The organism is Salinivibrio sp. VGrn1 (genome assembly GCF_009377995.1).
Lineage (GTDB): Bacteria > Pseudomonadota > Gammaproteobacteria > Enterobacterales > Vibrionaceae > Salinivibrio > Salinivibrio siamensis.
Window position 1 is genome coordinate 94,131 of record NZ_SATA01000003.1, and the last position, 21,484, is coordinate 115,614.

Genomic DNA, 21,484 nt, shown 5'->3' on the forward strand with positions numbered 1-21,484 from the left:
AGGCTGGCTCAAGATCATCAGGGTGGGGTCTCGACAACACACCCATGGCGCTTAACGCTTGCGCGTTAAACGTTGAAACGGAAGTGAATGACATCGCCGTCTTTAACAATGTACTCTTTGCCTTCAAGACGCCACTTACCCGCATCTTTGGCACCGCTTTCGCCATTGTTAGCAATGTAATCATCATAGCCAACGACTTCGGCGCGGATAAAGCCTTTTTCAAAGTCGGTGTGGATTTTACCTGCCGCTTGTGGCGCGGTAGAGCCAATCGGCACTGTCCAGGCGCGCACTTCTTTCACCCCTGCGGTGAAATAGGTATGCAAGGTAAGCAGCTCGTAACCGGCGCGAATAACGCGATTAAGGCCCGGCTCTTCAAGGCCCATTTCATCTAAGAACGCGGCCGCTTCTTCGGCGTCCAGCTCGGCAATTTCGCCTTCAATTTCGGCGCACACAGCCACCACGGTCGCGCCTTCTTGGGCGGCGATGTCGCGCACTTGATCCAAATATGGGTTATTTTCAAAGCCATCGTCGTTAACGTTGGCAATGTACATGGTGGGCTTGAGCGTCAAGAAGTTAAGATATTGCACCGCAGCGGCTTCTTCTTTGCTCAGTTCGACTGAGCGCAACATGTTGCCTTCTTCCAGCACAGGCAGCAGTTTTTCCAATACCGTCAGCTCAAACTTGGCGTCTTTATCGCCACCTTTGGCTTTTTTAGCGTTGCGCTGCATCGCGCGCTCACAGCTTTCTAGGTCGGCGAGCGCCAATTCGGTGTTAATCACGGCAATGTCATCAGCAGGATCGACTTTGCCCGACACATGGACAATATTGTCATTCTCAAAACAGCGCACCACATGGCCAATGGCGTCGGTTTCACGGATGTTGGCCAGGAATTTGTTACCCAGGCCTTCACCGCGTGATGCACCCGCGACCAAGCCGGCGATATCGACAAACTCCATGGTGGTCGGTAGCACTTTTTGTGGGTTCACAATTTTGGCTAACGCATCCAAGCGCAAGTCAGGCACAGGCACCACGCCCGTGTTTGGCTCGATGGTACAAAATGGAAAGTTAGCGGCGTCAATGCCCGCTTTGGTCAGTGCGTTAAATAGTGTGGATTTACCTACGTTTGGTAGGCCCACGATGCCACATTTAAAACCCATGAGATGGTAACCCTTTAATCAAAATTACTGTGCTTTGAAGGTATGTAAACGATTTTGCGCTCTAGCAAGATCGTCTTTGAGCAGTATTTCAAGGCTGCGAACCGCCTCATCAGTGGCCTGTTCTAACAGACTCTGCTCATTGGCGGGGGCTTTGGTAAGCACGTATCCCGCCACCTTGTCCTTGTGACCCGGATGGCCAACACCAATCCGGAGTCGATAAAATGATTTATCATTTGCCAGTTTGCTGATGATGTCACGTAGCCCATTATGGCCACCGTGCCCACCACCTTGTTTAAACTTGGCCACACCGGGTGGTAAGTCTAGTTCGTCATGCGCCACCATGATGGCGTCGACGGGAATATTGTAAAAGTTGGCGAGTGCTTGCACGGCCTTCCCGGACAAATTCATGTACGTGGTTGGGATCAACAAACGCAGATCTTGCCCGTGGACATTGATACGGCCCGTCAAACCAAAGAATTTTTTTTCTTCTTTTAACGGTGCATTGTGGATCCGCGCAAGCTCTTGCACGACCCAAGCGCCCGCGTTGTGGCGTGTTTGGGCATATTCTGGCCCTGGATTGGCCAATCCAACTAGTAAGCGGATCTGATTACTCACAACGTTTCTCGCTATTTGTCTACTTATCGTAGCCGGTGAGCATCGCGCCCACGCAAAAAGGCGACATATCCTACCATTGTTGTGACTAAAGGGTCGAGCCAGCACCGACAAATGGCAGATAAAAAAACACCCCGCACAAGGGCAGGGCGCTTAGGGGCTGTTGCTGAGGTTAACTCAGTGACGATGGCTAACTTACGAGTTAAACATCGCAGAGATAGACTCTTCGTTGCTGATGCGGCGAATCGCCTCAGCGAGCATGCCAGAGAGCGTTAATTGCGATACGCGGCCAGTGGCCTGGATCTCAGCGCTCAATGGGGTGGAGTCTGTTACCACGATTTCATCAATCACAGACTCAGCGATATTTTTCGGGGCATCGCCAGAGAAAACCGGGTGAGTGGCGTAAGCGAAGACGCGCTTAGCCCCGCGGTTTTTCAAGGCTTCGGCGGCTTTACACAGGGTGCCACCGGTATCAATCATGTCATCAACGATGATGCAGTCACGCCCTTCAACGTCGCCAATCAAGTGCATCACTTGTGAGACGTTGGCACGTGGACGACGCTTATCGATAATGGCGATGTCAGTGTCATCCAGCAGCTTCGCGGTTGCACGCGCGCGAACCACGCCGCCAATGTCAGGAGACACAACCACAGGGTCTTCCAGGTTCTTCGCCAGCATGTCTTCAAGCAGAACAGGGGTACCAAAGATGTTATCGACCGGTACGTCGAAGAAGCCTTGGATTTGTTCAGCGTGAAGATCCACCGTAAGGACGCGGTCAACACCCACGTTAGAAAGGAAATCTGCAATGACTTTTGCGGTGATAGGAACACGAGAGGAGCGGACGCGGCGGTCTTGACGGGCATAACCAAAGTAAGGGATCACAGCGGTTATGCGGCCAGCCGATGCACGTCGAAACGCGTCTATCATCACGACCAGTTCCATTAAGTTGTCATTGGTCGGGGCGCAGGTGGACTGGAGGACGAACACGTCACTACCGCGCACATTCTCGTTAATCTGAACGCACACTTCACCGTCAGAAAAACGGCCTACAGTGGCGTCACCCAGTGACATGTAAAGACGGTTTGCGATACGTTGGGCGAGAACGGGTGTCGCGTTACCAGCGAACAGCTTCATATCAGGCACGGTGGAAACCTCGGGTTGCATCCATTTAGTAGTCACTGACCGACGGTTTGTTGCTGCAGCGCATCAAGTAGGGGTGAACGATTCAACCCACGTGCAACAAACCCTGTCAGCCAGTTAGGCATAGTGTCGAGTGTGGCCTGGGCATCTTGTGCAGTGTCAAACTCGGCAAACACGCACGCGCCTGTCCCAGTCATCCTAGACGGCGCGTATTCTAGCAGCCACGAAACAGCCTTATCAACCTCGGGGAATTGTTTACGGGCTATCTTTTCGCAATCGTTTTCGTATTTTTGTGCCATTAGCGCAGAAACTGTGCGCTTTGGCGTGTTTCGTTGCAACTGAGGGTGAGTGAAAATTGCAGCGGTTGAGATAGACACGTCAGGCTTTACCACCAAGTAGTATTTCTCGCGCGGCGCGACGGGCGTAAACACCTCTCCAATGCCTTCTGCTACTGCCGCCTGGCCATAAATGAAAATCGGCACATCTGCACCCAGCGTCAGGCCAAGTTGCGCCAGCGCTTGTTGGCTGACTTGGGTTTGCCACAGATGATTGAGTGCGACCAGCGTGGTGGCCGCATCGGATGACCCACCGCCAAGGCCGCCGCCCATAGGAAGGCGTTTTTCCACGTCAATATGTGCGCCTTGTTGGCATCCCGTATATTGCTGCAACGCTTTCGCGGCTTTGACAATCAAGTTGTCGTTTTCACTGACCCCCTCTATCGCGGGACTGAGGCTGATCGTGCCACTCGCGTTCGGCGTAATAGCTAGTGTGTCGCCATGGTCGAGAAACTGAAACAGGGTTTGCAGCTCATGATAGCCATTGTCGCGACGACCGGTGATGTAGAGAAACAAGTTAAGCTTGGCAGGCGCGGGCCAAAAGGTGGCTTTAGTCATTATCGAGCGTCCAATCAGAAATCATTAACTTAATGGTTTGCTGGCCTTTGGTAAGGGTAATACGTGTGGGTAGCGCAGGCTGCGTGTCAGCGCTGTAGTCTTGATAATCAATGTCCCAGCCCTGCGCTCCTTTGAGGGTCGCGACACGGTTATCTGGCCCAAGCAAAAAGGTGTCTTGCGCGCGCGGTAGGCCAATGAGCCAAGGGGCAAGGGCATCAACAGGCAATGGCGCGCCAGTTAAGTAGGCCATCAGACGCGCAGGATTAGGGTCTTGATAGGTCTTACCTTGGTCATCAATCACGGTCGCGCCTTGGGCATTCATGGTTAGCGACAGCAAGGTGGTGCCGAGAAAATTGGTGAGCCGCAGTTGAGATTGGGCGGGCGAGTGCCGCCAGTACAAATTGGCAGAAAAACGCGTGCTGGGGGCAATAAACGCGACCTTACCCCGTGCGGTGTAGCTATCCACCGATGCCAGGGCGTCGCGATGGCTCTGCCACTCAGTCGTGGGGGCTGGGGCAGTGGCACACCCCGCGAGTAGCGCTAAAAGCAACGCCAAGACGCTCACGCGTAACAAGACGCTCACGCGTAACAAGACGCTCACGCGTAAAGAGGAGAACATCAAACCGAATATCCTTTTTGTTTTGGTCAACCGAGCATGGGTTTCGTCAGCCGACCATGGGTTTGGGTCAGACGACATCAATCGCTGTGTAACGCTACTTTGCCACAAGCGCCGGAATGAGAGAAGCCAGTCAAGCGCTTGGTTGTGTGGAGGAAAGAAAGAAATGTTTGTGGTTGTACACCTTTACATCGATCTCGTGAGGCTTCACATTTCCGTGCCACGAAAATGCTGCGATACAATGTTCGCTTTAATTCGCGGGGGGCATCAAGTAAAATCCTCCGCTCCAATCCTTACTGGTGCTGTCGGTAACAACGCTTCATGAGCCTGTTAGTTCTCGGAATTAATCACAAAACGGCCCCCGTCGAGCTGCGGGAAAAGGTCGCCTTTTCGCCGCAACAACTTGAGCAGGCGTTAGGGCAGCTTTCCGAGCATCCGCAGGTGCGCAGTTGCGTGATCGTTTCAACCTGCAACCGTACTGAGATTTATGCTGAGTTAAACCAGCCGGGTGTGGGGGTATTGGTGGAATGGCTAACGCGCTTTCATCAGCTCAGTAGCGACAGCCTAATGGCCAGCATTTATTACCATGAAGAGCAATCTGCGGTGAAGCACTTGATGCGGGTGGCGTGCGGGTTAGACTCCTTGGTGTTAGGCGAGCCGCAAATACTGGGGCAAGTGAAGCAAGCGTACGCCAGTGCCGGTGACGCGGGAATGATTTCTGGCTCATTGGAGAAATTGTTTCATAAAGCCTTTGCGGTGGCGAAGCGGATCCGTACCGAGACCGAGATTGGCGGCAATGCGGTGTCAGTGGCCTTTGCTGCTTGCACATTGGCGCGCCAGATTTTTGAGTCGTTATCAGACGTAACCACCTTGCTCGTGGGCGCTGGCGAGACCATTGAGCTGGTGGCGAGGCATTTAAAAGAGCACCAATGCAGTCAGATTATTTTTGCTAACCGCACACAATCACGCGCGCAGGCACTTGCCGAGCAATTTGACGCGAAAGTGTCGGGGCTCGATGCCCTTGAAGAGCAACTTTGCCACGCTGACATTGTGATTAGCTCGACGGCGGCGCCTATGCCATTGATTGAAAAGGCGATGGTAGAAAAAGCCTTGAAACAGCGGCGTCACCAACCCATGTTGCTGATTGATATTGCCGTCCCGCGTGACATTGATGAAAACGTGGGCAGTCTCGCGGACGCGTATCTCTACAGCGTGGATGACTTACAGTCGATTGTGGAGCACAACCGCGAGCAGCGAAAACTCGCGGCGATTCAAGCCGAAGCGATTGTGACCGAAGAAAGTGCTGATTTTATGCGCTGGTTACGCTCACGCGAAGCGGTAGACAGTATCAAGCAGTACCGTACACAGTCTGAACACATTAAACAGGCGGAACTGGAGCAAAGTATTCAGGCTCTAGCCAATGGCGCTGACGCAGAAAGCGTATTACGCCAGCTGAGTAACCGTCTGACCAATAAACTGATCCATCCCCCCACGCAGGCGATGCAGCAAGCGGCGCAAAATGGTGAGCCGGATAAACTGGCGGTGATGCGCGTTTGTCTGGGGCTGGACAGTGACAACTAACGAAGAGACATATGAAAGCATCAATATTAGCCAAGCTAGAGTCGCTATCTGAGCGTTACGAAGAAGTTCAGCACCTGCTCGGCACCCCAGACATCATTAATGATCAGAACAAATTCCGCGCGTTGTCGAAAGAGTATTCGCAGCTGGAAGAGGTGATCAAGTGCTTCAGTGAGTTCAAGCAAGCGCAAGAAGACTTGGCTGCCGCAAAAGAGATGGCCAACGAAGACGACGCAGAGATGCGTGAAATGGCGCAAGAAGAAGTCGCGCAGGCTGAACAAACCATTGCATCACTGACCGATCAGCTCCAGATCCTGCTGCTGCCGAAAGACCCGAACGATGACCGCAATTGCTTCCTAGAAATTCGCGCCGGTGCCGGTGGGGATGAAGCCGGGATTTTTGCCGGGGATTTATTCCGCATGTATAGCCGTTATGCTGAGCAGCGTGGCTGGAAACTGGAAATTATTAGTGCCAGTGAAGGGGAGCACGGCGGCTTTAAAGAAGTGATTGCCCGCGTTGCCGGTGAAGGCGCGTATGGTGTGCTTAAGTTTGAGTCTGGTGGTCACCGCGTTCAGCGCGTACCCGCAACAGAGTCACAAGGGCGCGTGCATACCTCGGCGTGTACCGTGGCGATTTTGCCAGAAATTCCAGAAGCGGAAGCCCCAGAGATTAATCCAGCTGATCTGAAAGTGGACACCTTCCGTGCATCCGGTGCCGGTGGTCAGCACGTCAACACCACAGATTCTGCGATTCGTATTACTCACTTGCCGACTGGCACTGTGGTGGAATGTCAGGATGAGCGCTCACAGCACAAAAACCGCGCCAAAGCGATGTCGGTATTGGCAGCACGCTTGATTAAAGCAGAAGAAGAAAAGCGCGCCGCAGAAGAGGCGTCAACCCGTCGTAATCTGCTGGGTTCGGGCGACCGCTCAGACCGGATTCGTACCTATAACTACCCACAAGGTCGGGTGTCAGACCACCGAATCAATCTGACGCTGTACCGTTTGGATGATGTGATGCAAGGCGATCTCAATAGCTTGGTCGACCCGGTGATTCAAGAACACCAAGCAGACCAACTTGCGGCCCTGTCTGAGCAGCAGTAATGACAGCAACGATTAGCGCACTACTGGCCGATAGCACCACAGAGCTGACCGCTTTATCGGGCGGCGCTGCGGCTGTCGACGTGAGGGCCTTACTCTGTCACGTATTAGGGCAGCCAAGCAGTTACCTCTACACCTGGCCTGAGCGCAAACTCACCGCGGCACAATTGGCGCAATTTCGCCAGCTGTTTGCCCGTCGTCTACAAGGCGAACCCGTGGCGTATATTTTGGGTTACCGCGATTTTTGGACGCTACGACTCAGTGTCTCATCCGCAACCTTAATCCCGCGTCCTGAAACCGAGCTGCTGGTGGAACAAGCGCTGGCCGTGCTGCCTGCCACGCCTTGTCGTGTGTTGGATTTAGGCACAGGGACGGGGGCGGTCGCCTTAGCCATTGCCAGCGAGCGGCCTGATGTTACCGTCGTAGGGGTCGATCTAATGCCCGAAGCAGTGGCCTTGGCAAGCCGTAACGCCCACGACAACCGCCTTCCCAATGCCCACTTTATTCAAAGTGACTGGTTCGACGCGCTCAGCGATATGAACCCGTTTGAGGTGATTGTGAGTAATCCGCCGTATATCGACAGCGCTGACCCGCACCTTCAGCAAGGCGATGTCCGCTTTGAGCCGGCCAGTGCCCTGGTGGCGGAAGAAAGTGGCTTGGCCGCGATTCGTCACATCGGCCAAACTGCGGCCACGTATCTGGTCGATGGGGGCTGGCTGATGGTCGAACATGGCTACAACCAAGGCGAAGCGGTGCGGTCTGCATGGAAAGAAGCGGGCTGGCCTGATGCCAAAACCCAACAAGATTACGCTGGGCTCGATAGAATCACCTTGGCACAGCGACTTTAACTGACACTGATAGGAAGCAGGAATCGTTATGATCTACATGGCCCTGAAGCACACCCACTTACTGACCGTGGTTTTAAGTCTCTCATTATTTGTGATCCGGTTTGTCTGGGTAATGCGCGACAGTGAGATGATGAATAAAAAATGGGTCAAGGTCACGCCGCATGTGGTCGATACCCTATTATTGAGCACCGGTGTGGCGCTGATTTTTGTGACCGGGTTTATTCCCTTCACCGAATCTGGCGCGTGGCTCACGGAAAAGCTGACCTGTGTCTTGGCTTACATTGCCTTGGGCTTTGTGGCCTTGCACTACAGCCGAGGTAAATTATTCCGAACGGTAGCCTTTTTAGGCGCATTAGGGTGGGCCTATGCCGCGGCTAACCTTGCACTACTCAAAGTTCCTCACGTAATGGGATAAACATGATGCCATTAACCGATCAACAATTAGACGCGCTGACATTGGCAGAAGGGGCGGCGACCCTGAACCATGCCATCGACTCGTCAGTCGATGTGCATCAGGTTAAAGCGTCACTGGATCGCCTTGCCGACGAAGCGGAGCACCAGCTTGGTGCCGAGCCCGATATGGCATTACGTCTGGATGGCCTGTGCCGTCTGTTTTATCACCAGTGGCAATTCAAAGGCGACATCGAGCAGTATTTTTCATCGGATAACGTCTTTATTAATAAGGTATTAGAGCGAAAAACTGGGATCCCAGCCTCATTGGGCGCTGTCTTTTTATATCTGTGCGAGCGCTTGTCGCTGCCGGTTAAGCCAATGGCGTTTCCTAGTCAGCTGGTACTGCGTATTGATGAGTTGGAAGACGCGCCGGTTTTCATCAACCCGTTTAACGGTGAACGGGTTAATGAACGTATTTTGCGTGGCTGGCTAAAAGGGAGCCAAGGCCCACTTGCCGAGCTTGAATCGTCGCACTTGCAGCCAAGTGACAACCCCACGATTATCGGTCGTTGGCTCACCGTGGCGAAAAGTGCGCTATTACGGGAAGAAAAATACGCCATGGCGCTGCGTTGTAGTGAACTGGCGCTAACCTTTAGCCCTGATGATCCTTACGAGATTCGCGACCGTGGCTATATTTTCCAACAATTGGATTGCGATCGTGTGGCGGCGACTGACTACGAGTATTTTATTGAGCAATGCCCGGACGATCCGGCGGCAGAACTGCTAAAAATGCAAGTAAAGGCGCTTAACGAAGAGCAACCAACGTTACATTAATGCGTGATCACGCATGACTAAGGATACCTGTATGACGCAAAAAACCGTCCACATTGGTGACACCCCTGTTGCCAACGATCGCCCGTTTACTTTGTTTGCCGGCATGAACGTGCTGGAATCACGCGATTTGGCCATGCAAATTTGTGAGCATTACGTCAAGGTGACCGACAAGCTTGGCATCCCGTATGTTTTCAAAGCCTCATTTGACAAGGCGAACCGCTCATCAGTGCATTCTTACCGTGGCCCGGGCATGGAAGAGGGGCTCAAGATCTTTGAAGAGCTAAAAAGCACCTTCGGCGTAAAAGTGATTACTGACATCCACGAGCAGTATCAAGCGGCACCGGTGGCGGAAGTGGCGGATGTCATTCAATTGCCCGCCTTCTTAGCGCGCCAAACCGACTTGGTTGAAGCCATGGCAAAAACCGATGCGGTTATTAACGTTAAAAAACCTCAGTTTATGAGCCCTGGACAAGTGGGCAACATCGTCGATAAATTTGCCGAGTGTGGCAACGAGAAAGTGATCTTGTGTGAACGTGGCAGCTGCCATGGCTATGATAACTTGGTGGTGGATATGCTCGGCTTTGACGTGATGAAAAAAGCCTCTAACGGCAGCCCGATTATTTTTGATGTTACCCACGCGTTGCAATGCCGTGATCCACAAGGTGCCGCCTCTGGTGGACGTCGTCAGCAAACGGTTGATTTGGCCCGTGCAGGTTTAGGGACCAAAATTGCTGGTTTGTTTATCGAAGCGCACCCAGATCCAGACAATGCCCGTTGTGACGGGCCGTCAGCGCTACCACTGGACAAGCTTGAGCCTTTCCTGGCACAAATGAAAGCGCTGGATGATGTGATTAAACACTTTGCAGAGATTGATATCCGCTAATTAGCGGTCGATCGATACCGATAACAAAGCTGCCGAAATGGCAGCTTTTTTTGTCTGTATTGAAACACAATAGGTCAGCCAGTGACGGGCGCGGTCCCTAGGATAAAAGGGGAGGTCAGCAGTTGCTGAGTAATGAGTCAGCAATCTAGACAAGCAATCAAGATATTTAGATGTTTAGACGTCCATTTGTTGACTGGACGGCTAGAGGTCTGTAACCTTGATCACAGTTTTAAAAGAGGTATTACAAAAACTGCCATGACAACACCAGCAAACACCACACCGCAGCCCTCTGCGCTTGCACTCCTCCCCCTACTATTATTCTTAACCCTTTTTATTGGGGCGGGCGTTTATTTCACTTTAGAAGGCGCGGACTACGCGTTTTATCAACTCCCCGCGCATGTGGCGATTCTGCCGGCCGTGATGCTTGCCATCGGCTTGAGCCGTGAACGTTTGAACACCGCCATCGAACAGTTTATTCGTGGTATGGGACACGGTGATATCATCGCCATGTGCTTAATTTATTTGCTCGCCGGCGCGTTTTCCGCGGTGGCCGATGCGACGGGCGGGGTCGACGCCACGGTAAACCTAGGATTGGCCCTTATTCCAGAGAGCTTAATCTTGCCTGGGTTGTTTGTGATTGCGGCGTTTATCTCAACGGCAATGGGCACCTCGATGGGCACCATTGCCGCGTTGGCACCGTTTGCATTGAATATGGCGACAGCCACGGGGCAGGCACCGGCGGTGATGGCCGGAGTACTGCTAAGTGGCGCAATGTTTGGTGATAACCTTTCTTTTATCTCTGACACCACCATCGCTGCGACGCGCTCACAAGGCTGTAGCATGCGTGACAAGTTCAAAGAGAACGTGGGGATAGCCATTCCCGCCGCAATCGCCGCGATTATTCTGTTTGTGTTTAACAATCAAAGCGCTCCCGTCGACGCACCAGAGAGTATTAACTATTTGGCGGTATTACCCTATTTGTCGATCATTGTGTTGGCGCTAGCGGGATTAAACGTGTTTGTGGTGCTCACCGCAGGGATTGCATTGGCGTTGTGTGTGGGCTTAATGAGCACCCCAGATTTCACCGTGATGACCTTCAGCCAAGAGGTCAAAGCGGGCTTTGCCAGTATGCAAGAAATCTTTGTCCTGTCGCTAATGATTGGCGGGATAGCGGAGCTAATGCGTTGTCAGGGTGGGCTGAGCTTTTTAACCCAGGCCGTCAACCGTGTGATCGCCCGGTTTGAGAAAAACCGCGGCGCGCATCACTCTCGTGCAAGCGAGTTTGGCATTGCCTTGCTGGTGTCTTTTTCTAACCTGTGCACCGCTAACAACACGGTCGCCATTGTGGTCTCAGGGCAAGTGGCGAAAAACATTGCCAGCGAGCACTCGGTGCCGGCGAAACGCAGTGCTAGCTTGCTGGATATCTTTTCCTGCGTGGTACAAGGCCTGATCCCTTATGGCGCACAAATCCTGCTCCTCGGCGCGAGTTTTGGCTTGTCGCCTTTGGTGATTGTTAGCCATTCTTACTATTGTTTCTTCCTCGCCGCGTCTGCATTAATTGCGGTGATTAGCCGCCGATGGTGGCAAGCGCGTCGCGCTTAATCGTCATGGTTGACACATCACGGCGCTGTCTTTTCTTGTCTAGATAGGTAAGCAAAGGCTGCGCCGTTTTTGATCTGTCTAGAGTGCAGGCTCTAGAAATTTTGTCTTGATCACCAAAGTCGCCTTATCTCGGTGCTGTAAGGTGATCGCAACAACAAAAATATGAAATCACTCAGCACCATAGCATCAATTCTTTTAGACTAGATAGCGTTTTATAACCACCGACAATGATGTCGATGGTGGTTTATCCATCGCTAAAAAGGTCTATGATCATGAAGGAACGTCTTTGTTTAAAGGCAGCGGTCAGCGCTGCATTAATTGCATCATTGGCAGGCTGTGCCAACTCTGGTTCAGAGACACAAGAGCAAGGTTGGGCGCCAGATACCACTTATAAACTCACCATTCTTCATACCAACGATCACCACGGTCGTTTCTGGCACAACCGCTATGGCGAATACGGCATGGCAGCACGTAAAACCCTAATTGATGATCTGCGCGCAGAAGCCAAAGCGGAAGGCAGCCAAGTACTGCTCCTGTCGGGCGGCGACATCAACACGGGCGTACCAGAGTCAGATTTGCTGCAAGCGGAGCCTGATTTTAAAGGGATGACCCAAATTGGTTACGATGCGATGGCCATTGGTAACCACGAGTTCGATAACCCGCTTAGCGTGCTTGAACAGCAAATGCAGTGGGCTGACTTCCCGATGCTCTCTGCCAATATTTATGATAAAGAAACCGGTGAGCGTAAGTATCAGGCTTACGAGATGTTTGAGCGCAATGGTCTGAAAATTGCGGTTGTGGGCCTGACTACCGAAGATACCGCCAAAATCGGTAACCCAGAATACATTGGCTCGCTCGACTTCCGCGACCCGAAAGCCGAAGCGAAAAAAGTGATCGCCAAGCTCAAAGAAACCGAGAAGCCTGACATCATCATCGCCGCGACCCATATGGGTCACTACGCCGACGGTAAGAGCGGCGTGAATGCCCCAGGCGATGTGGCGCTAGCACGTTACATGGATGACGGTGACCTCGACCTTATCATCGGCGGCCACTCACAAGAGCCTGTGTGTATGGAAGGCCCGAACATGTATAACAAGAGCTTCGAGCCTGGGGATGCATGTACGCCAGACCAACAAAATGGCGCGTGGATTATGCAAGCCCACGAATGGGGTAAGTACGTAGGTAAAGCGGAATTTGAATTCCAAAACGGCGACCTTAGCCTTGTTAGCTATGACCTGATCCCGGTTAACCTGAAGAAGAAAATTAAGGTTGATGGCGAGAAAAAACGCGTCTTTATTCAAGATGAAATTGAAAAAGACCAAGCGCTGTATGATTTCTTGAAGCCTTACCAGGACAAAGGCCAAGAGAAGCTGAGCGTCAAAATTGCCGAAAGCAACGGCAAGCTAGTGGGCGACCGCAACATTGTGCGCTTCCAGCAGACCAACCTAGGCCGTCTAATTGCCACCGCTCACATGGAGCGCGCCAAAGCAGACTTTGCGGTCATGAACTCAGGCGGTGTGCGTGACTCTATCATTGCCGGTGACATCACCTATAAAGACGTGCTCAAAGTGCAGCCGTTTGGCAATATGGTCACCTATACCGACATGAGCGGTAAAGACGTGATGGATTACCTGAATGTGGTGGGAACCAAGCCAGTTGATTCGGGTGCCTACGCGCAATTTGCGGGTCTGTCGATGGTCGTTGAAGACGGTAAAGTCCATGACGTGAAGATTGGCGGTGAGCCTATTGATATGGATAAAACCTATCGCTTCACCGTGCCAAGCTTTAACGCTGCGGGCGGCGACGGTTATCCAAAACTGACTAACCACCCTGGTAACGTCAATACTGGCTTTGTTGATGCAGAAGTATTGAAAGACTATCTGGAAGACAACAGCCCAATCGATGTTAACGACTATGCGCCACAAGGCGAGATCGTTTACAAATAAACGGATGTAAGATTGCCAGAACAAAAAGCGGTACCGATGCGGTGCCGCTTTTTTTATGTAATCATTAGTGACGGGTTTACAAATAAGTGGCAAAAACGATGACGCCTGCAATCAAATTAGCAGAAAAACAAAGCATTGCGTTTGAAGTTCACCAGTACCAGCACGATCCCAATAACCTTAACTTTGGTGAAGAAGCTGTCCAAGCGTTAGGGCAAGACCCCGCTCGGGTATTCAAAACATTATTGTTTTGTATTAATGGTGACAGCAAGCAGCTGGCGGTGGCGGTTGTCCCCGTCAAAGGTAGCCTCAACCTAAAAGCCGCTGCCAAAGCCGCGGGTGGCAAGAAAGCAACCATGGCCGATCCGCAAGTGGCCCAGCGCACAACAGGCTACCTGGTCGGAGGGATCAGCCCCCTAGGCCAGAAAAAGCGGCTACCGACGCTTGTCGACAGCTCCGCGCAGCAGTTTGAGACTATTTGTGTCAGTGCTGGGCGGCGTGGATTGGAAATCGAACTCTCACCGGACGATCTGCTGTCTTTGACGGCGGGGCAATATGCCGCGATTGGCGAATAAATAAGAAGGATACACAGATGACTCTTACCATTTGGGCGTCGCTCGCGTTGGTTTGCATGCTTGGGGCGATGTCGCCCGGGCCGAGCTTGGTGGTAATGGCAAAGCATAGCCTTGCCAATAGTCGCTTACATGGCATTGTGGCTTCATGGGCGCATGCCTTGGGGGTTGGCCTCTACGCGCTAATTACGATGTTAGGGTTGGCGGTTATCTTTAAACAATCCCCGTTGCTTTTTACCGTCATTGCCTACGCAGGCGCTGGCTATCTCGCTTGGCTAGGAGTGAAATCATTGCTCAGTAAAGGCGGGGTGGCAGCTAAATTAGAAGCGGGACAACCCGCCAGTTTAGGCGAGGCGGCACGCGATGGGGCGATGATCTCGATGCTCAACCCAAAGCTGGCACTATTCTTTATTGCCTTGTTTAGCCAGTTTGTTGCGGTGGGCACGGACTTATTTAGTCGTAGTGTGATTGTGCTGACGCCATTATTGATTGATGGGCTTTGGTACACCTTGATAGCCTTTTTGTTATCCAGCCCTGCCATTGTCGACAAGCTACGTCACCACGGCGCGTGGGTCGATAAGCTCTCAGGTGTGGTATTGATTGCGCTGGCCGTGCGTGTGGTGGTTACGCTGCAATAGTGAGGCGAGCCAGAGGCAACAAACGGACGCGTTAATAAAAAGACTGGCAAGTGGCCAGTCTTTTTGCTTTTAAGGGCGGTGGCTTAAGTGACGTTCGCGGGTTTCTAGCTTTTTCTCTTGGCTTTTTTTGAGCATCACATACAACGCACCGGTGCCGCCTTGATGACGCAGTGCCGAGTGGTAGCAGAGCACATCTGAAATTTGTTGTAGCCACTGACAGACATAGCTTTTCATCATTGCCTGTGGGTTACTGCGCTCGCCTTTTCCATGCACAATAATCACGGTGCGCACATCCATACGCTGGCATTGTTTTAAAAAACGTAAAATTTCATCTCGGGCTTTTTCCAATGACATCTTATGCAGGTCGAGCCTTGCGTTGACGTCATATTTTCCCAGTCGTAGTTTACGAAACACGCCATCCTGTACGCCATCGCGTTTGTAAGCCATCACCTCGTCGGGCTTCACCATCTGGGCGTACTCGAGCGACAGGTATTCAGGATCGCTGTTTGCCAGTTTCTGTGCGGCCTGTTGGCGTGCAAGCTGGGCCTCAGTGGGCTGATGCGAGCCTGTTTGCTCCTCAACCTTGTCCTGCTTGATGGGCGCCACATCTGACATCATTTCTCGAAACAGCTCAAACTCGTTTTTATCACTCATCACTACAGTGCCATGTGCGTCGTGGAGTCATTTGGGGACAGTATAAACGAAAATAAAAAAAGAAACCTAGAGCCACACTCTGTGACCAACCATGCAACTCCAGGTTAAGCAATTATGCTTAAAGATAGGTAGGCAATAAAACAGGTTATTGAGGTTTGGAAGTCATCACTTTGTAGACAAAATAGCCGCCGAAAAAGCTGATCAGGCCAAATGTACAGATGATGACAATCATGGATGACAAGCCCACGGCGTTGCCGAAAAGAAGATCAAGCCAAAAGTCCATAGTCTGTACCCTCGTGTCCGTTAATGTAGGGTCAGGATGCCAATAGGAAGCGGGTTGAATACTGATCAGGATCAAGAGAAATGTCGAACAAATTATCAACATTTGTTAACAACGATCCGATCACAAACTGCGCGCAACTGATGCGAGTTTCACCGTTTAATGCGCTTAAGTGAAAAAATACACGGCGAGGGCTTGAGGTTTCGCGGTGCTTGAGTATGATAGGCGACCTCAGCAGGCAGGATGCACTTAAACGCATACTAAGCTGCTTGACAAGTTTGATACCTATTCGTAAAACTTGTCAGAGATGTCGGTGAATAGCGCAGTTTGGTAGCGCATCTGGTTTGGGACCAGAGGGTCGGGGGTTCGAATCCCTCTTCACCGACCACTATTTAGGTAGTGGAGAGCGCGTTTGGTCGGGGGCCGGAAGCCCGGTCGCATCAAATCCCTCTTCACCGACCATTATTTTGAAACTGAGTGATCTAAGGTTACTTAGTTGACGTAAAAAGCATTAACGGTGAATAGCGCAGTTTGGTAGCGCATCTGGTTTGGGACCAGAGGGTCGGGGGTTCGAATCCCTCTTCACCGACCAACTTAAAACCCCAGCCTTTTGGCTGGGTTTTTTTCATTTCAAAATGGAGCATCGGAGTTATGCTTGCAGAGGGTCGGGGTCCGGAAGCCCGGTCGCATCAAATCCCTCTTCACCGACCACTATTCGGATAGTGGATAGCGCATTTAGTCGGGGTCCGGAAGCCGGTCCAATCGAATCCCTCTTCACCGACCAACTTAAAACCCCAGCCTTTTGGCTGGGGTTTTGTCGTTATAGTGGCAGGGTGTTTATGGTTTTGGGTAATGCTGGAAGGCTTGCGTGTTGCCTGCGTCATCAAACGCCATCACTGTGTAGGGCTGGTGACGGTCGCCATATTCCATGCCTGGCGAGCCGATCGGCATGCCAGCGACAGCGAGACCTTCTAACCCAGTATTGGTAGCGAGTAGCTTTTTCACCTCTTTGGCTGGCACATGCCCCTCAATCACATAGCCGTTGATACGTGCGGTATGGCACGATTGCATCTCCGCGGGCACGCCCATTTCTTGCTTGATGGACGCCATATCGTCATGCGGTTTAACCTCCAGCTCAAAACCGGCTTGCGCCATGTGCTCAACCCAATCGTCGCAACAGCCACAGCTGGGCGATTTATACACCACGCCGCTCGCGGCCATCGCTGAGGCACTCATCAGGCCCACTGTCGCTGCAAGTAATTGTAAACGCTTCATTATCGCTCCTTGTTACTTATCGTCTGATTTTATTTTGAAAAAACGTAGTCGATTGGCGTTGGTGACAACCGTAATCGAAGACAGCGCCATCGCGCCCCCTGCTATCACCGGGCTGAGCAACATGCCAGTGAATGGATAAAGGATGCCGGCCGCGACTGGGATCCCTAAGGTGTTATAAATAAAGGCCCCAAAGAGGTTCTGCTTCATATTGCGCACGGCGGCTTGAGACAAAGCAATCGCGTTGGCCAATGCCCCTAGGTGCTGGTGCATCAAGGTGATTTGCGCACTTTCTATGGCAATATCACTGCCACTGCCCATGGCGACACCCACATCGGCTTGTGCGAGTGCAGGGGCATCGTTAATGCCATCGCCGACCATCGCCACACGCTTGCCTTGCTGTTGCAGGTGTTGAATTTGTTCCGATTTACCATCGGGTAGCACCCCAGCAATCACATGATCAATGCCTAGCTGACGACCAATGGCATTGGCGGTATCAGGATGGTCACCAGAGAGCATGATTACTTCGAGCCCTTGCGCTTGCAGGTTGGCAACGGCCTCAATGGCATCGTCACGAATAGGGTCACTGACGCCAATCAGCGCTTGTACACTGTCTGCATTGGCAAGATAGATGGCGGTCTCGCCACGCTGAGTCATGGCGTCGATATCGCTTTGATGGGAGGCCGTCTCGATCCCTTGTGCGTCCATCCAGGCTTGGTTGCCAATGAAGTAGCGCGCCCTATCGATCTGCGCCTGGATCCCTTTGCCAGATTCGCTATTAAAGTCGTTTGATGTTGGCAGTGAGAGATCTTGTGCCTTGGCATAATTAACAATAGCCTGTGCCAGCGGATGCTCAGAATGCTGCTCCAGCGAGGCGGCGATTGCCATTAAACGTTCTTGGTCACCGTTAATCGCTTTTACATGGGTGACTTCGGGTTGGCCGCGTGTCAATGTTCCGGTTTTATCAAACACTAGCGTGTGGAGTTTGGCGGCGGTTTGTAGCGCATCCGCATCACGAATTAATACCCCGACTTCGGCGGCGCGACCCACCGCAGCAGTCACCGATAAAGGCGTGGCCAAGCCAAGCGCGCACGGACAAGCGATAATTAGCACGGTCGTGGCGGTGACTAGCATATAGCTGACCGACGGCTCTGGACCGACAACATACCAGATAGCCGCCGTGATCAGCGCAATGGCCACTACGATGGGCACAAACACCGCGGAAATGCGATCGGCAAGCTTGGCCAGCTCGGGTTTACTGCTTTGGGCTTCGCGCACCAAATCGATAATACGTGCCAGCATGGTATCGCTACCGACGCCGGTGGCTTTAAACGTCAAGCTCCCTTTTTGGTTGACTGTCCCCGCGTGCAGCGTGTCTCCCTGCTGTTTGCTGACCGGCACGGGCTCACCTGTGAGCATCGACTCGTCAATATAGCTGCTGCCTTCGACCACTTCGCCATCTACCGGCACTTTCGCCCCCGGTTTTACCCTAAGCGTCATCCCTTGTTTGACTTTATCAAGCGGACGCTCTGTCTCCTGGCCATTTTCAATCACCAGCGCCGTGGGCGGCTGCAAATCAAGCAGCTGGTCAAGCGCTTTGGAGGTGTTGGCACGTGCGCGTGCCTCAATCGCATGGCCTAGGCTAATCAAACCAATGATCATCGCTGAGGCTTCAAAATACACATGCCGTGCTTGTTCAGGGAATAATGCCGGTGCCACGACGACGGCGGTAGAATACAGCCACGCTGCGCCCGTCCCGAGCGCCACCAAGGTATCCATGGTGGCGCGTTTGTGCATCAACGCTTGCCAAGCATTGGCAAAGAAGTGACGGCCACCCGTAGCCAAAAGCAAGAGGGTAAGGATGGCCACCGCGCCCCACGCCCACTGATCTTGGCTGGATTGAATGGTCATGCTGCCACCGACTATCCCCCAAGCCATAATTGGGCCACCAAGACCTAAGCCAGCTATCGTACTGCGTTTAAAGTTTTTTAACTCGGCGGCTTGTTGGTGCTGTTGGCGCTCGCGACGGTCATTGTCATCCTCGACTTTCTCCGCGCCATAGCCAGCGTTTTTCACGGCCTCAACGATGGCATCAGGTGAGGCATTGCCTTTTACAATCGCACTGCGCTCGGCCAGATTCACACTCACATTGGCCACGCCATCCACACTGCTGATGGCAGTTTCAACACTTTTGACACAGCTTGCGCATGTCATGCCAGATAACACAAACTGCATACGTGAATGGCTGGATGAGGTTTCAGTGCGTGGCGGCGTTTCGGCCTGTTGGTCAACCTCAGTGGTCGCAGTTTGAGGTTGATGCGGCTCGGTGGATGAGGGCGTTTCTTGGCTGGGGTCGATGAGTGTGGCCTCAAAGCCTAAAGATGCGATTGTTTCAATCAGCGTCTCGGCGCTAAGCGTCGTGCGTACGGTCGCCGCGTCTTTGCTGACTTGGTAGTCAAAAACCGCATCGTTTTCATCGAGCGCACGCTCTACTTTCGCCACGCAGTGCCCGCAGCTTAACCCCGATAATGCCAATTGATGCTGATAACCGACTTGATAGCCAAGGTTCTCAATGGTTTGGATGATGGACGCCAAGCTCAAGCTGGTGTGAATATCTGCATGAGTTTTACTGACCGAATGAGAAAACACCGTGGGCTGCTCGTCCAGTGCCGCTTCGACTTTGGCCACACAGCGGCCGCAGTTTAGCCCGCTTAAGGTGAAGTAGTGACGGTAGCCGACCTGATAGCCGAGCGCTTCAATCGCGGTAACCGCTTGGCCTAGCGGGTACTCAGTGCTCTCACCCAGGGCTTCTAATGACACTGACTGGGTATCAATGTCCTCAATGCGAACCCCGTCGATATCCTCAAGCGCTTTTGTCACTTTTTTCACACAGCCTTGGCAGCTTAAGCCACTCAGCGGCAGTGTGTAGTAGGTTATGTTAGTGTCGGTGGTGGTCATTGCCTCTCCTTATCGCCTGACGTCATTCGATGTTGGCGATTGTCGCAACTTCAGTTAGGCTAAACTGTAAACCTTATAGCTACTGGAAGGTCAAGCGAGCAAAATGAAAATTCAACAAGTGGCAGAGAAAACCGGCCTAACCAGCAAAACCATTCGTTTTTACGAACAAAAAGGGCTGATCACCCCGCCGCATCGGGCGGAGAATGGCTATCGGGACTATCGCGCGCAGCACGTGAGTGAGCTGCAAATGATCCGCCGTGCACGATTGGTGGGGTTTACCTTGGAAGAAAGTGCGGATTTGTTAGCGTTGTCGCGCGATCCGTCGTTACGCAGTGCCGATGTCAAAGCGCGTGCCGAGACAAAATTGGTAGAGATTGATGAGAAAATGGCAGAACTGGCGGCAATGAAAACCACACTGCACGCCTTAACGCAGGCTTGTCCGGGCGATGGTGACGCGCAGTGCCCGATTATCGAAGCACTGCGCGGTGACAGTGAGCTAGGCGAGTTGGACGCCAGCCCCTCAAGTTGTTGTGCATCAGGGGATGAATCGCCCGTGACAAACTAACATTTAGTAAAGCAGCGAATAGAGCTGACGACGATAACGCGACGCCACCTCATTGCCTTGGCCGAGCGCGGTAAGGATGTCCATCAGGGTTTTCTTAGCTTCACCCTCGGCATGATTCATGTCGCGGCGAAGAATGTTCATCAGTAGCTCCAGCGCTTCTTCACTGCGATTAATCTGATTGAACTGCACCGCCAGCTCATAGGCGACGTTGGCGTCGTCTGGGTTTTCTTCGAGTTGAGCCTGAAGACGGCGGATTTCAGGCGCATCAATCGCTTGGTTATGTAGCTCAATCTTGGCGACCAAGCTTTTGTAGGTGGCATCTTGATCTTGCATCAGCACGGTATCCAGCAGCGCTTGCGCCGCATCAAACTGATGACTCTCGACCAAGCATTCTGCCATCGCCAGTTTGTACTCACCCTTATCGCCGTGACTGGTTTCCAGCGGCTTTAGAATCACCAAAGCATCGGTGTAATTGCCTTCGGCCATAAGCTGACGCGCTTGCTCGAACGCTTGATCTTCTGGGCTTGGAAGGTGCTTGTTCAGCATCTCGCGTACGGTTTCTTCATTTTGCGGGCCAGCGAGGCCATCCACAGGTTGACCGTCTTTAAACAGCGCCAGGGTTGGCAGTGCGCGGACGCCAAACTGCGCGGCAATCAGCTGCTGCGCTTCGCAATCGATGGTCGCCAGTGTGAAGTTGCCGTGACTGTCGTGAGCAATTTGTTCAACCGTGGGTTTAAGCTCCACGCTTTCGGGCATCATGCTCGCCCAAAAGTACACCAGCACCGGCGTGCGAGACGACGACTCGAGAATCTGCTGAAAATTATGCTCGGTTAATTCGACGATATAGTTTGCGTTCATCATGGATCCTGACCAAGTGGATTTGCTTTAAGGGTGGGGGCAAACGTGCAGAAATTCAAGCAACTGGGCGTGTATTTGGGCGTGTTAT

Annotated in this window: 21 protein-coding genes and 2 tRNA genes; 13 read left to right on the forward strand and 10 right to left on the reverse strand. The window is 52.4% G+C overall.

Annotated elements, in window-relative coordinates; all coding sequences use genetic code 11:
- Positions 1-65: 65 nt before the first annotated feature.
- The 5 genes from ychF to lolB form a co-directional block, all read right to left on the reverse strand.
- Positions 66-1,157 (reverse strand): redox-regulated ATPase YchF, encoded by a 1,092-nt coding sequence (ychF, locus tag EHW56_RS06125; protein ID WP_046073697.1) that lies wholly within the window; start codon positions 1,155-1,157, stop codon positions 66-68.
- 24 nt (positions 1,158-1,181) lie between these two features.
- Positions 1,182-1,772, reverse strand: coding sequence for an aminoacyl-tRNA hydrolase (gene pth, locus EHW56_RS06130; RefSeq protein ID WP_077665978.1), 591 nt, complete (start codon positions 1,770-1,772; stop codon positions 1,182-1,184).
- A 192-nt stretch (positions 1,773-1,964) separates the two neighbouring features.
- Entirely contained in the window at positions 1,965-2,912 is a 948-nt protein-coding gene (locus EHW56_RS06135) for a ribose-phosphate pyrophosphokinase (RefSeq protein WP_046073862.1), read from the reverse strand.
- Between the two features lie 32 nt (positions 2,913-2,944).
- Positions 2,945-3,802 (reverse strand): 4-(cytidine 5'-diphospho)-2-C-methyl-D-erythritol kinase, encoded by an 858-nt coding sequence (ispE, locus tag EHW56_RS06140; RefSeq protein WP_077578586.1) that lies wholly within the window; start codon positions 3,800-3,802, stop codon positions 2,945-2,947.
- Positions 3,795-4,421: a lipoprotein insertase outer membrane protein LolB gene (gene lolB, locus EHW56_RS06145; RefSeq protein ID WP_227486495.1), complete on the reverse strand. Its 627-nt coding sequence runs from the start codon at positions 4,419-4,421 to the stop codon at positions 3,795-3,797. The genes ispE and lolB overlap by 8 nt, the downstream gene beginning before the upstream one ends.
- A 318-nt stretch (positions 4,422-4,739) precedes the next feature.
- Between lolB and hemA the strand changes: the two genes are divergently transcribed.
- The 10 genes from hemA (at position 4,740) to EHW56_RS06195 (ending at position 14,809) form a co-directional block, all read left to right on the forward strand.
- The gene (hemA, locus tag EHW56_RS06150; protein ID WP_046073693.1) at positions 4,740-5,999 is read left to right on the forward strand and encodes a glutamyl-tRNA reductase; all 1,260 of its coding nucleotides are present in this window, start codon (positions 4,740-4,742) and stop codon (positions 5,997-5,999) included.
- Positions 6,000-6,010: 11 nt separating this feature from the next.
- On the forward strand, positions 6,011-7,099 hold the full coding sequence (gene prfA / locus EHW56_RS06155) for a peptide chain release factor 1 (RefSeq protein WP_046073692.1): 1,089 nt from the start codon (positions 6,011-6,013) through the stop codon (positions 7,097-7,099).
- Positions 7,099-7,944: a peptide chain release factor N(5)-glutamine methyltransferase gene (gene prmC / locus EHW56_RS06160; RefSeq protein ID WP_077578584.1), complete on the forward strand. Its 846-nt coding sequence runs from the start codon at positions 7,099-7,101 to the stop codon at positions 7,942-7,944. Before prfA ends, prmC begins: the two co-directional genes overlap by 1 nt.
- Before the next feature lie 31 nt (positions 7,945-7,975).
- Positions 7,976-8,359 (forward strand): SirB2 family protein, encoded by a 384-nt coding sequence (locus EHW56_RS06165; RefSeq protein ID WP_046073861.1) that lies wholly within the window; start codon positions 7,976-7,978, stop codon positions 8,357-8,359.
- Positions 8,360-8,361: 2 nt separating this feature from the next.
- Complete coding sequence (locus tag EHW56_RS06170) at positions 8,362-9,171, forward strand: SirB1 family protein (protein ID WP_046073690.1); 810 nt, start codon at positions 8,362-8,364, stop codon at positions 9,169-9,171.
- Between the two features lie 31 nt (positions 9,172-9,202).
- Positions 9,203-10,054, forward strand: coding sequence for a 3-deoxy-8-phosphooctulonate synthase (gene kdsA, locus EHW56_RS06175; protein WP_046073689.1), 852 nt, complete (start codon positions 9,203-9,205; stop codon positions 10,052-10,054).
- Positions 10,055-10,309: 255 nt separating this feature from the next.
- Positions 10,310-11,656: a Na+/H+ antiporter NhaC family protein gene (locus EHW56_RS06180; protein WP_152799406.1), complete on the forward strand. Its 1,347-nt coding sequence runs from the start codon at positions 10,310-10,312 to the stop codon at positions 11,654-11,656.
- Positions 11,657-11,928: 272 nt separating this feature from the next.
- Positions 11,929-13,602, forward strand: a complete 1,674-nt coding sequence (gene ushA, locus EHW56_RS06185; RefSeq protein ID WP_152794630.1) for a bifunctional UDP-sugar hydrolase/5'-nucleotidase UshA — start codon at positions 11,929-11,931, stop codon at positions 13,600-13,602.
- A 98-nt stretch (positions 13,603-13,700) separates the two neighbouring features.
- On the forward strand, positions 13,701-14,174 hold the full coding sequence (gene ybaK / locus EHW56_RS06190; protein WP_077658817.1) for a Cys-tRNA(Pro) deacylase: 474 nt from the start codon (positions 13,701-13,703) through the stop codon (positions 14,172-14,174).
- A 17-nt stretch (positions 14,175-14,191) separates the two neighbouring features.
- The gene (locus tag EHW56_RS06195; RefSeq protein WP_046073686.1) at positions 14,192-14,809 is read left to right on the forward strand and encodes a LysE family translocator; all 618 of its coding nucleotides are present in this window, start codon (positions 14,192-14,194) and stop codon (positions 14,807-14,809) included.
- Between the two features lie 69 nt (positions 14,810-14,878).
- On the opposite strand, the gene smrA is transcribed toward EHW56_RS06195, so the two are convergent.
- On the reverse strand, positions 14,879-15,463 hold the full coding sequence (gene smrA / locus EHW56_RS06200; protein ID WP_077578581.1) for a DNA endonuclease SmrA: 585 nt from the start codon (positions 15,461-15,463) through the stop codon (positions 14,879-14,881).
- Between the two features lie 145 nt (positions 15,464-15,608).
- Positions 15,609-15,746 carry a DUF3149 domain-containing protein gene (locus EHW56_RS06205; RefSeq protein ID WP_046073685.1) on the reverse strand — a complete coding sequence of 46 codons (138 nt, stop codon included), beginning with the start codon at positions 15,744-15,746 and terminating at the stop codon, positions 15,609-15,611.
- A gap of 308 nt (positions 15,747-16,054) precedes the next feature.
- On the opposite strand from EHW56_RS06205, the gene EHW56_RS06210 reads away from it, so the two are divergent.
- Both EHW56_RS06210 and EHW56_RS06215 read left to right on the forward strand, forming a co-directional pair.
- Positions 16,055-16,131, forward strand: a tRNA-Pro gene (locus EHW56_RS06210).
- A gap of 127 nt (positions 16,132-16,258) precedes the next feature.
- Positions 16,259-16,335, forward strand: a tRNA-Pro gene (locus EHW56_RS06215).
- 245 nt (positions 16,336-16,580) lie between these two features.
- On the opposite strand, the gene EHW56_RS06220 is transcribed toward EHW56_RS06215, so the two are convergent.
- A complete protein-coding gene (locus tag EHW56_RS06220) occupies positions 16,581-17,018 on the reverse strand; it encodes a DUF411 domain-containing protein (protein WP_046073684.1) in 438 nt (145 codons plus the stop codon).
- A 12-nt stretch (positions 17,019-17,030) separates the two neighbouring features.
- Entirely contained in the window at positions 17,031-19,973 is a 2,943-nt protein-coding gene (locus EHW56_RS06225) for a cation transporter (protein WP_152799403.1), read from the reverse strand.
- A gap of 103 nt (positions 19,974-20,076) precedes the next feature.
- On the opposite strand from EHW56_RS06225, the gene cueR reads away from it, so the two are divergent.
- Complete coding sequence (gene cueR, locus EHW56_RS06230) at positions 20,077-20,538, forward strand: Cu(I)-responsive transcriptional regulator (RefSeq protein ID WP_077578578.1); 462 nt, start codon at positions 20,077-20,079, stop codon at positions 20,536-20,538.
- A 3-nt stretch (positions 20,539-20,541) separates the two neighbouring features.
- On the opposite strand, the gene EHW56_RS06235 is transcribed toward cueR, so the two are convergent.
- Positions 20,542-21,396, reverse strand: a complete 855-nt coding sequence (locus tag EHW56_RS06235; RefSeq protein ID WP_152799399.1) for a co-chaperone YbbN — start codon at positions 21,394-21,396, stop codon at positions 20,542-20,544.
- Positions 21,397-21,484: the final 88 nt, after the last annotated feature.

Coding starts and splice junctions, on each gene's coding strand:
- EHW56_RS06195 (WP_046073686.1), top strand. CDS start 14,192: ATGACTCTTACCATTTGGGCGTCGCTCGCGTTGGTTTGCATGCTTGGG.
- EHW56_RS06205 (WP_046073685.1), bottom strand. CDS start 15,746: ATGGACTTTTGGCTTGATCTTCTTTTCGGCAACGCCGTGGGCTTGTCA.
- prmC (WP_077578584.1), top strand. CDS start 7,099: ATGACAGCAACGATTAGCGCACTACTGGCCGATAGCACCACAGAGCTG.
- ybaK (WP_077658817.1), top strand. CDS start 13,701: ATGACGCCTGCAATCAAATTAGCAGAAAAACAAAGCATTGCGTTTGAA.
- EHW56_RS06225 (WP_152799403.1), bottom strand. CDS start 19,973: ATGACCACCACCGACACTAACATAACCTACTACACACTGCCGCTGAGT.
- ychF (WP_046073697.1), bottom strand. CDS start 1,157: ATGGGTTTTAAATGTGGCATCGTGGGCCTACCAAACGTAGGTAAATCC.
- smrA (WP_077578581.1), bottom strand. CDS start 15,463: ATGAGTGATAAAAACGAGTTTGAGCTGTTTCGAGAAATGATGTCAGAT.
- ispE (WP_077578586.1), bottom strand. CDS start 3,802: ATGACTAAAGCCACCTTTTGGCCCGCGCCTGCCAAGCTTAACTTGTTT.
- hemA (WP_046073693.1), top strand. CDS start 4,740: ATGAGCCTGTTAGTTCTCGGAATTAATCACAAAACGGCCCCCGTCGAG.
- lolB (WP_227486495.1), bottom strand. CDS start 4,421: ATGTTCTCCTCTTTACGCGTGAGCGTCTTGTTACGCGTGAGCGTCTTG.
- ushA (WP_152794630.1), top strand. CDS start 11,929: ATGAAGGAACGTCTTTGTTTAAAGGCAGCGGTCAGCGCTGCATTAATT.
- EHW56_RS06220 (WP_046073684.1), bottom strand. CDS start 17,018: ATGAAGCGTTTACAATTACTTGCAGCGACAGTGGGCCTGATGAGTGCC.
- prfA (WP_046073692.1), top strand. CDS start 6,011: ATGAAAGCATCAATATTAGCCAAGCTAGAGTCGCTATCTGAGCGTTAC.
- EHW56_RS06170 (WP_046073690.1), top strand. CDS start 8,362: ATGATGCCATTAACCGATCAACAATTAGACGCGCTGACATTGGCAGAA.
- cueR (WP_077578578.1), top strand. CDS start 20,077: ATGAAAATTCAACAAGTGGCAGAGAAAACCGGCCTAACCAGCAAAACC.
- kdsA (WP_046073689.1), top strand. CDS start 9,203: ATGACGCAAAAAACCGTCCACATTGGTGACACCCCTGTTGCCAACGAT.
- EHW56_RS06235 (WP_152799399.1), bottom strand. CDS start 21,396: ATGAACGCAAACTATATCGTCGAATTAACCGAGCATAATTTTCAGCAG.
- EHW56_RS06180 (WP_152799406.1), top strand. CDS start 10,310: ATGACAACACCAGCAAACACCACACCGCAGCCCTCTGCGCTTGCACTC.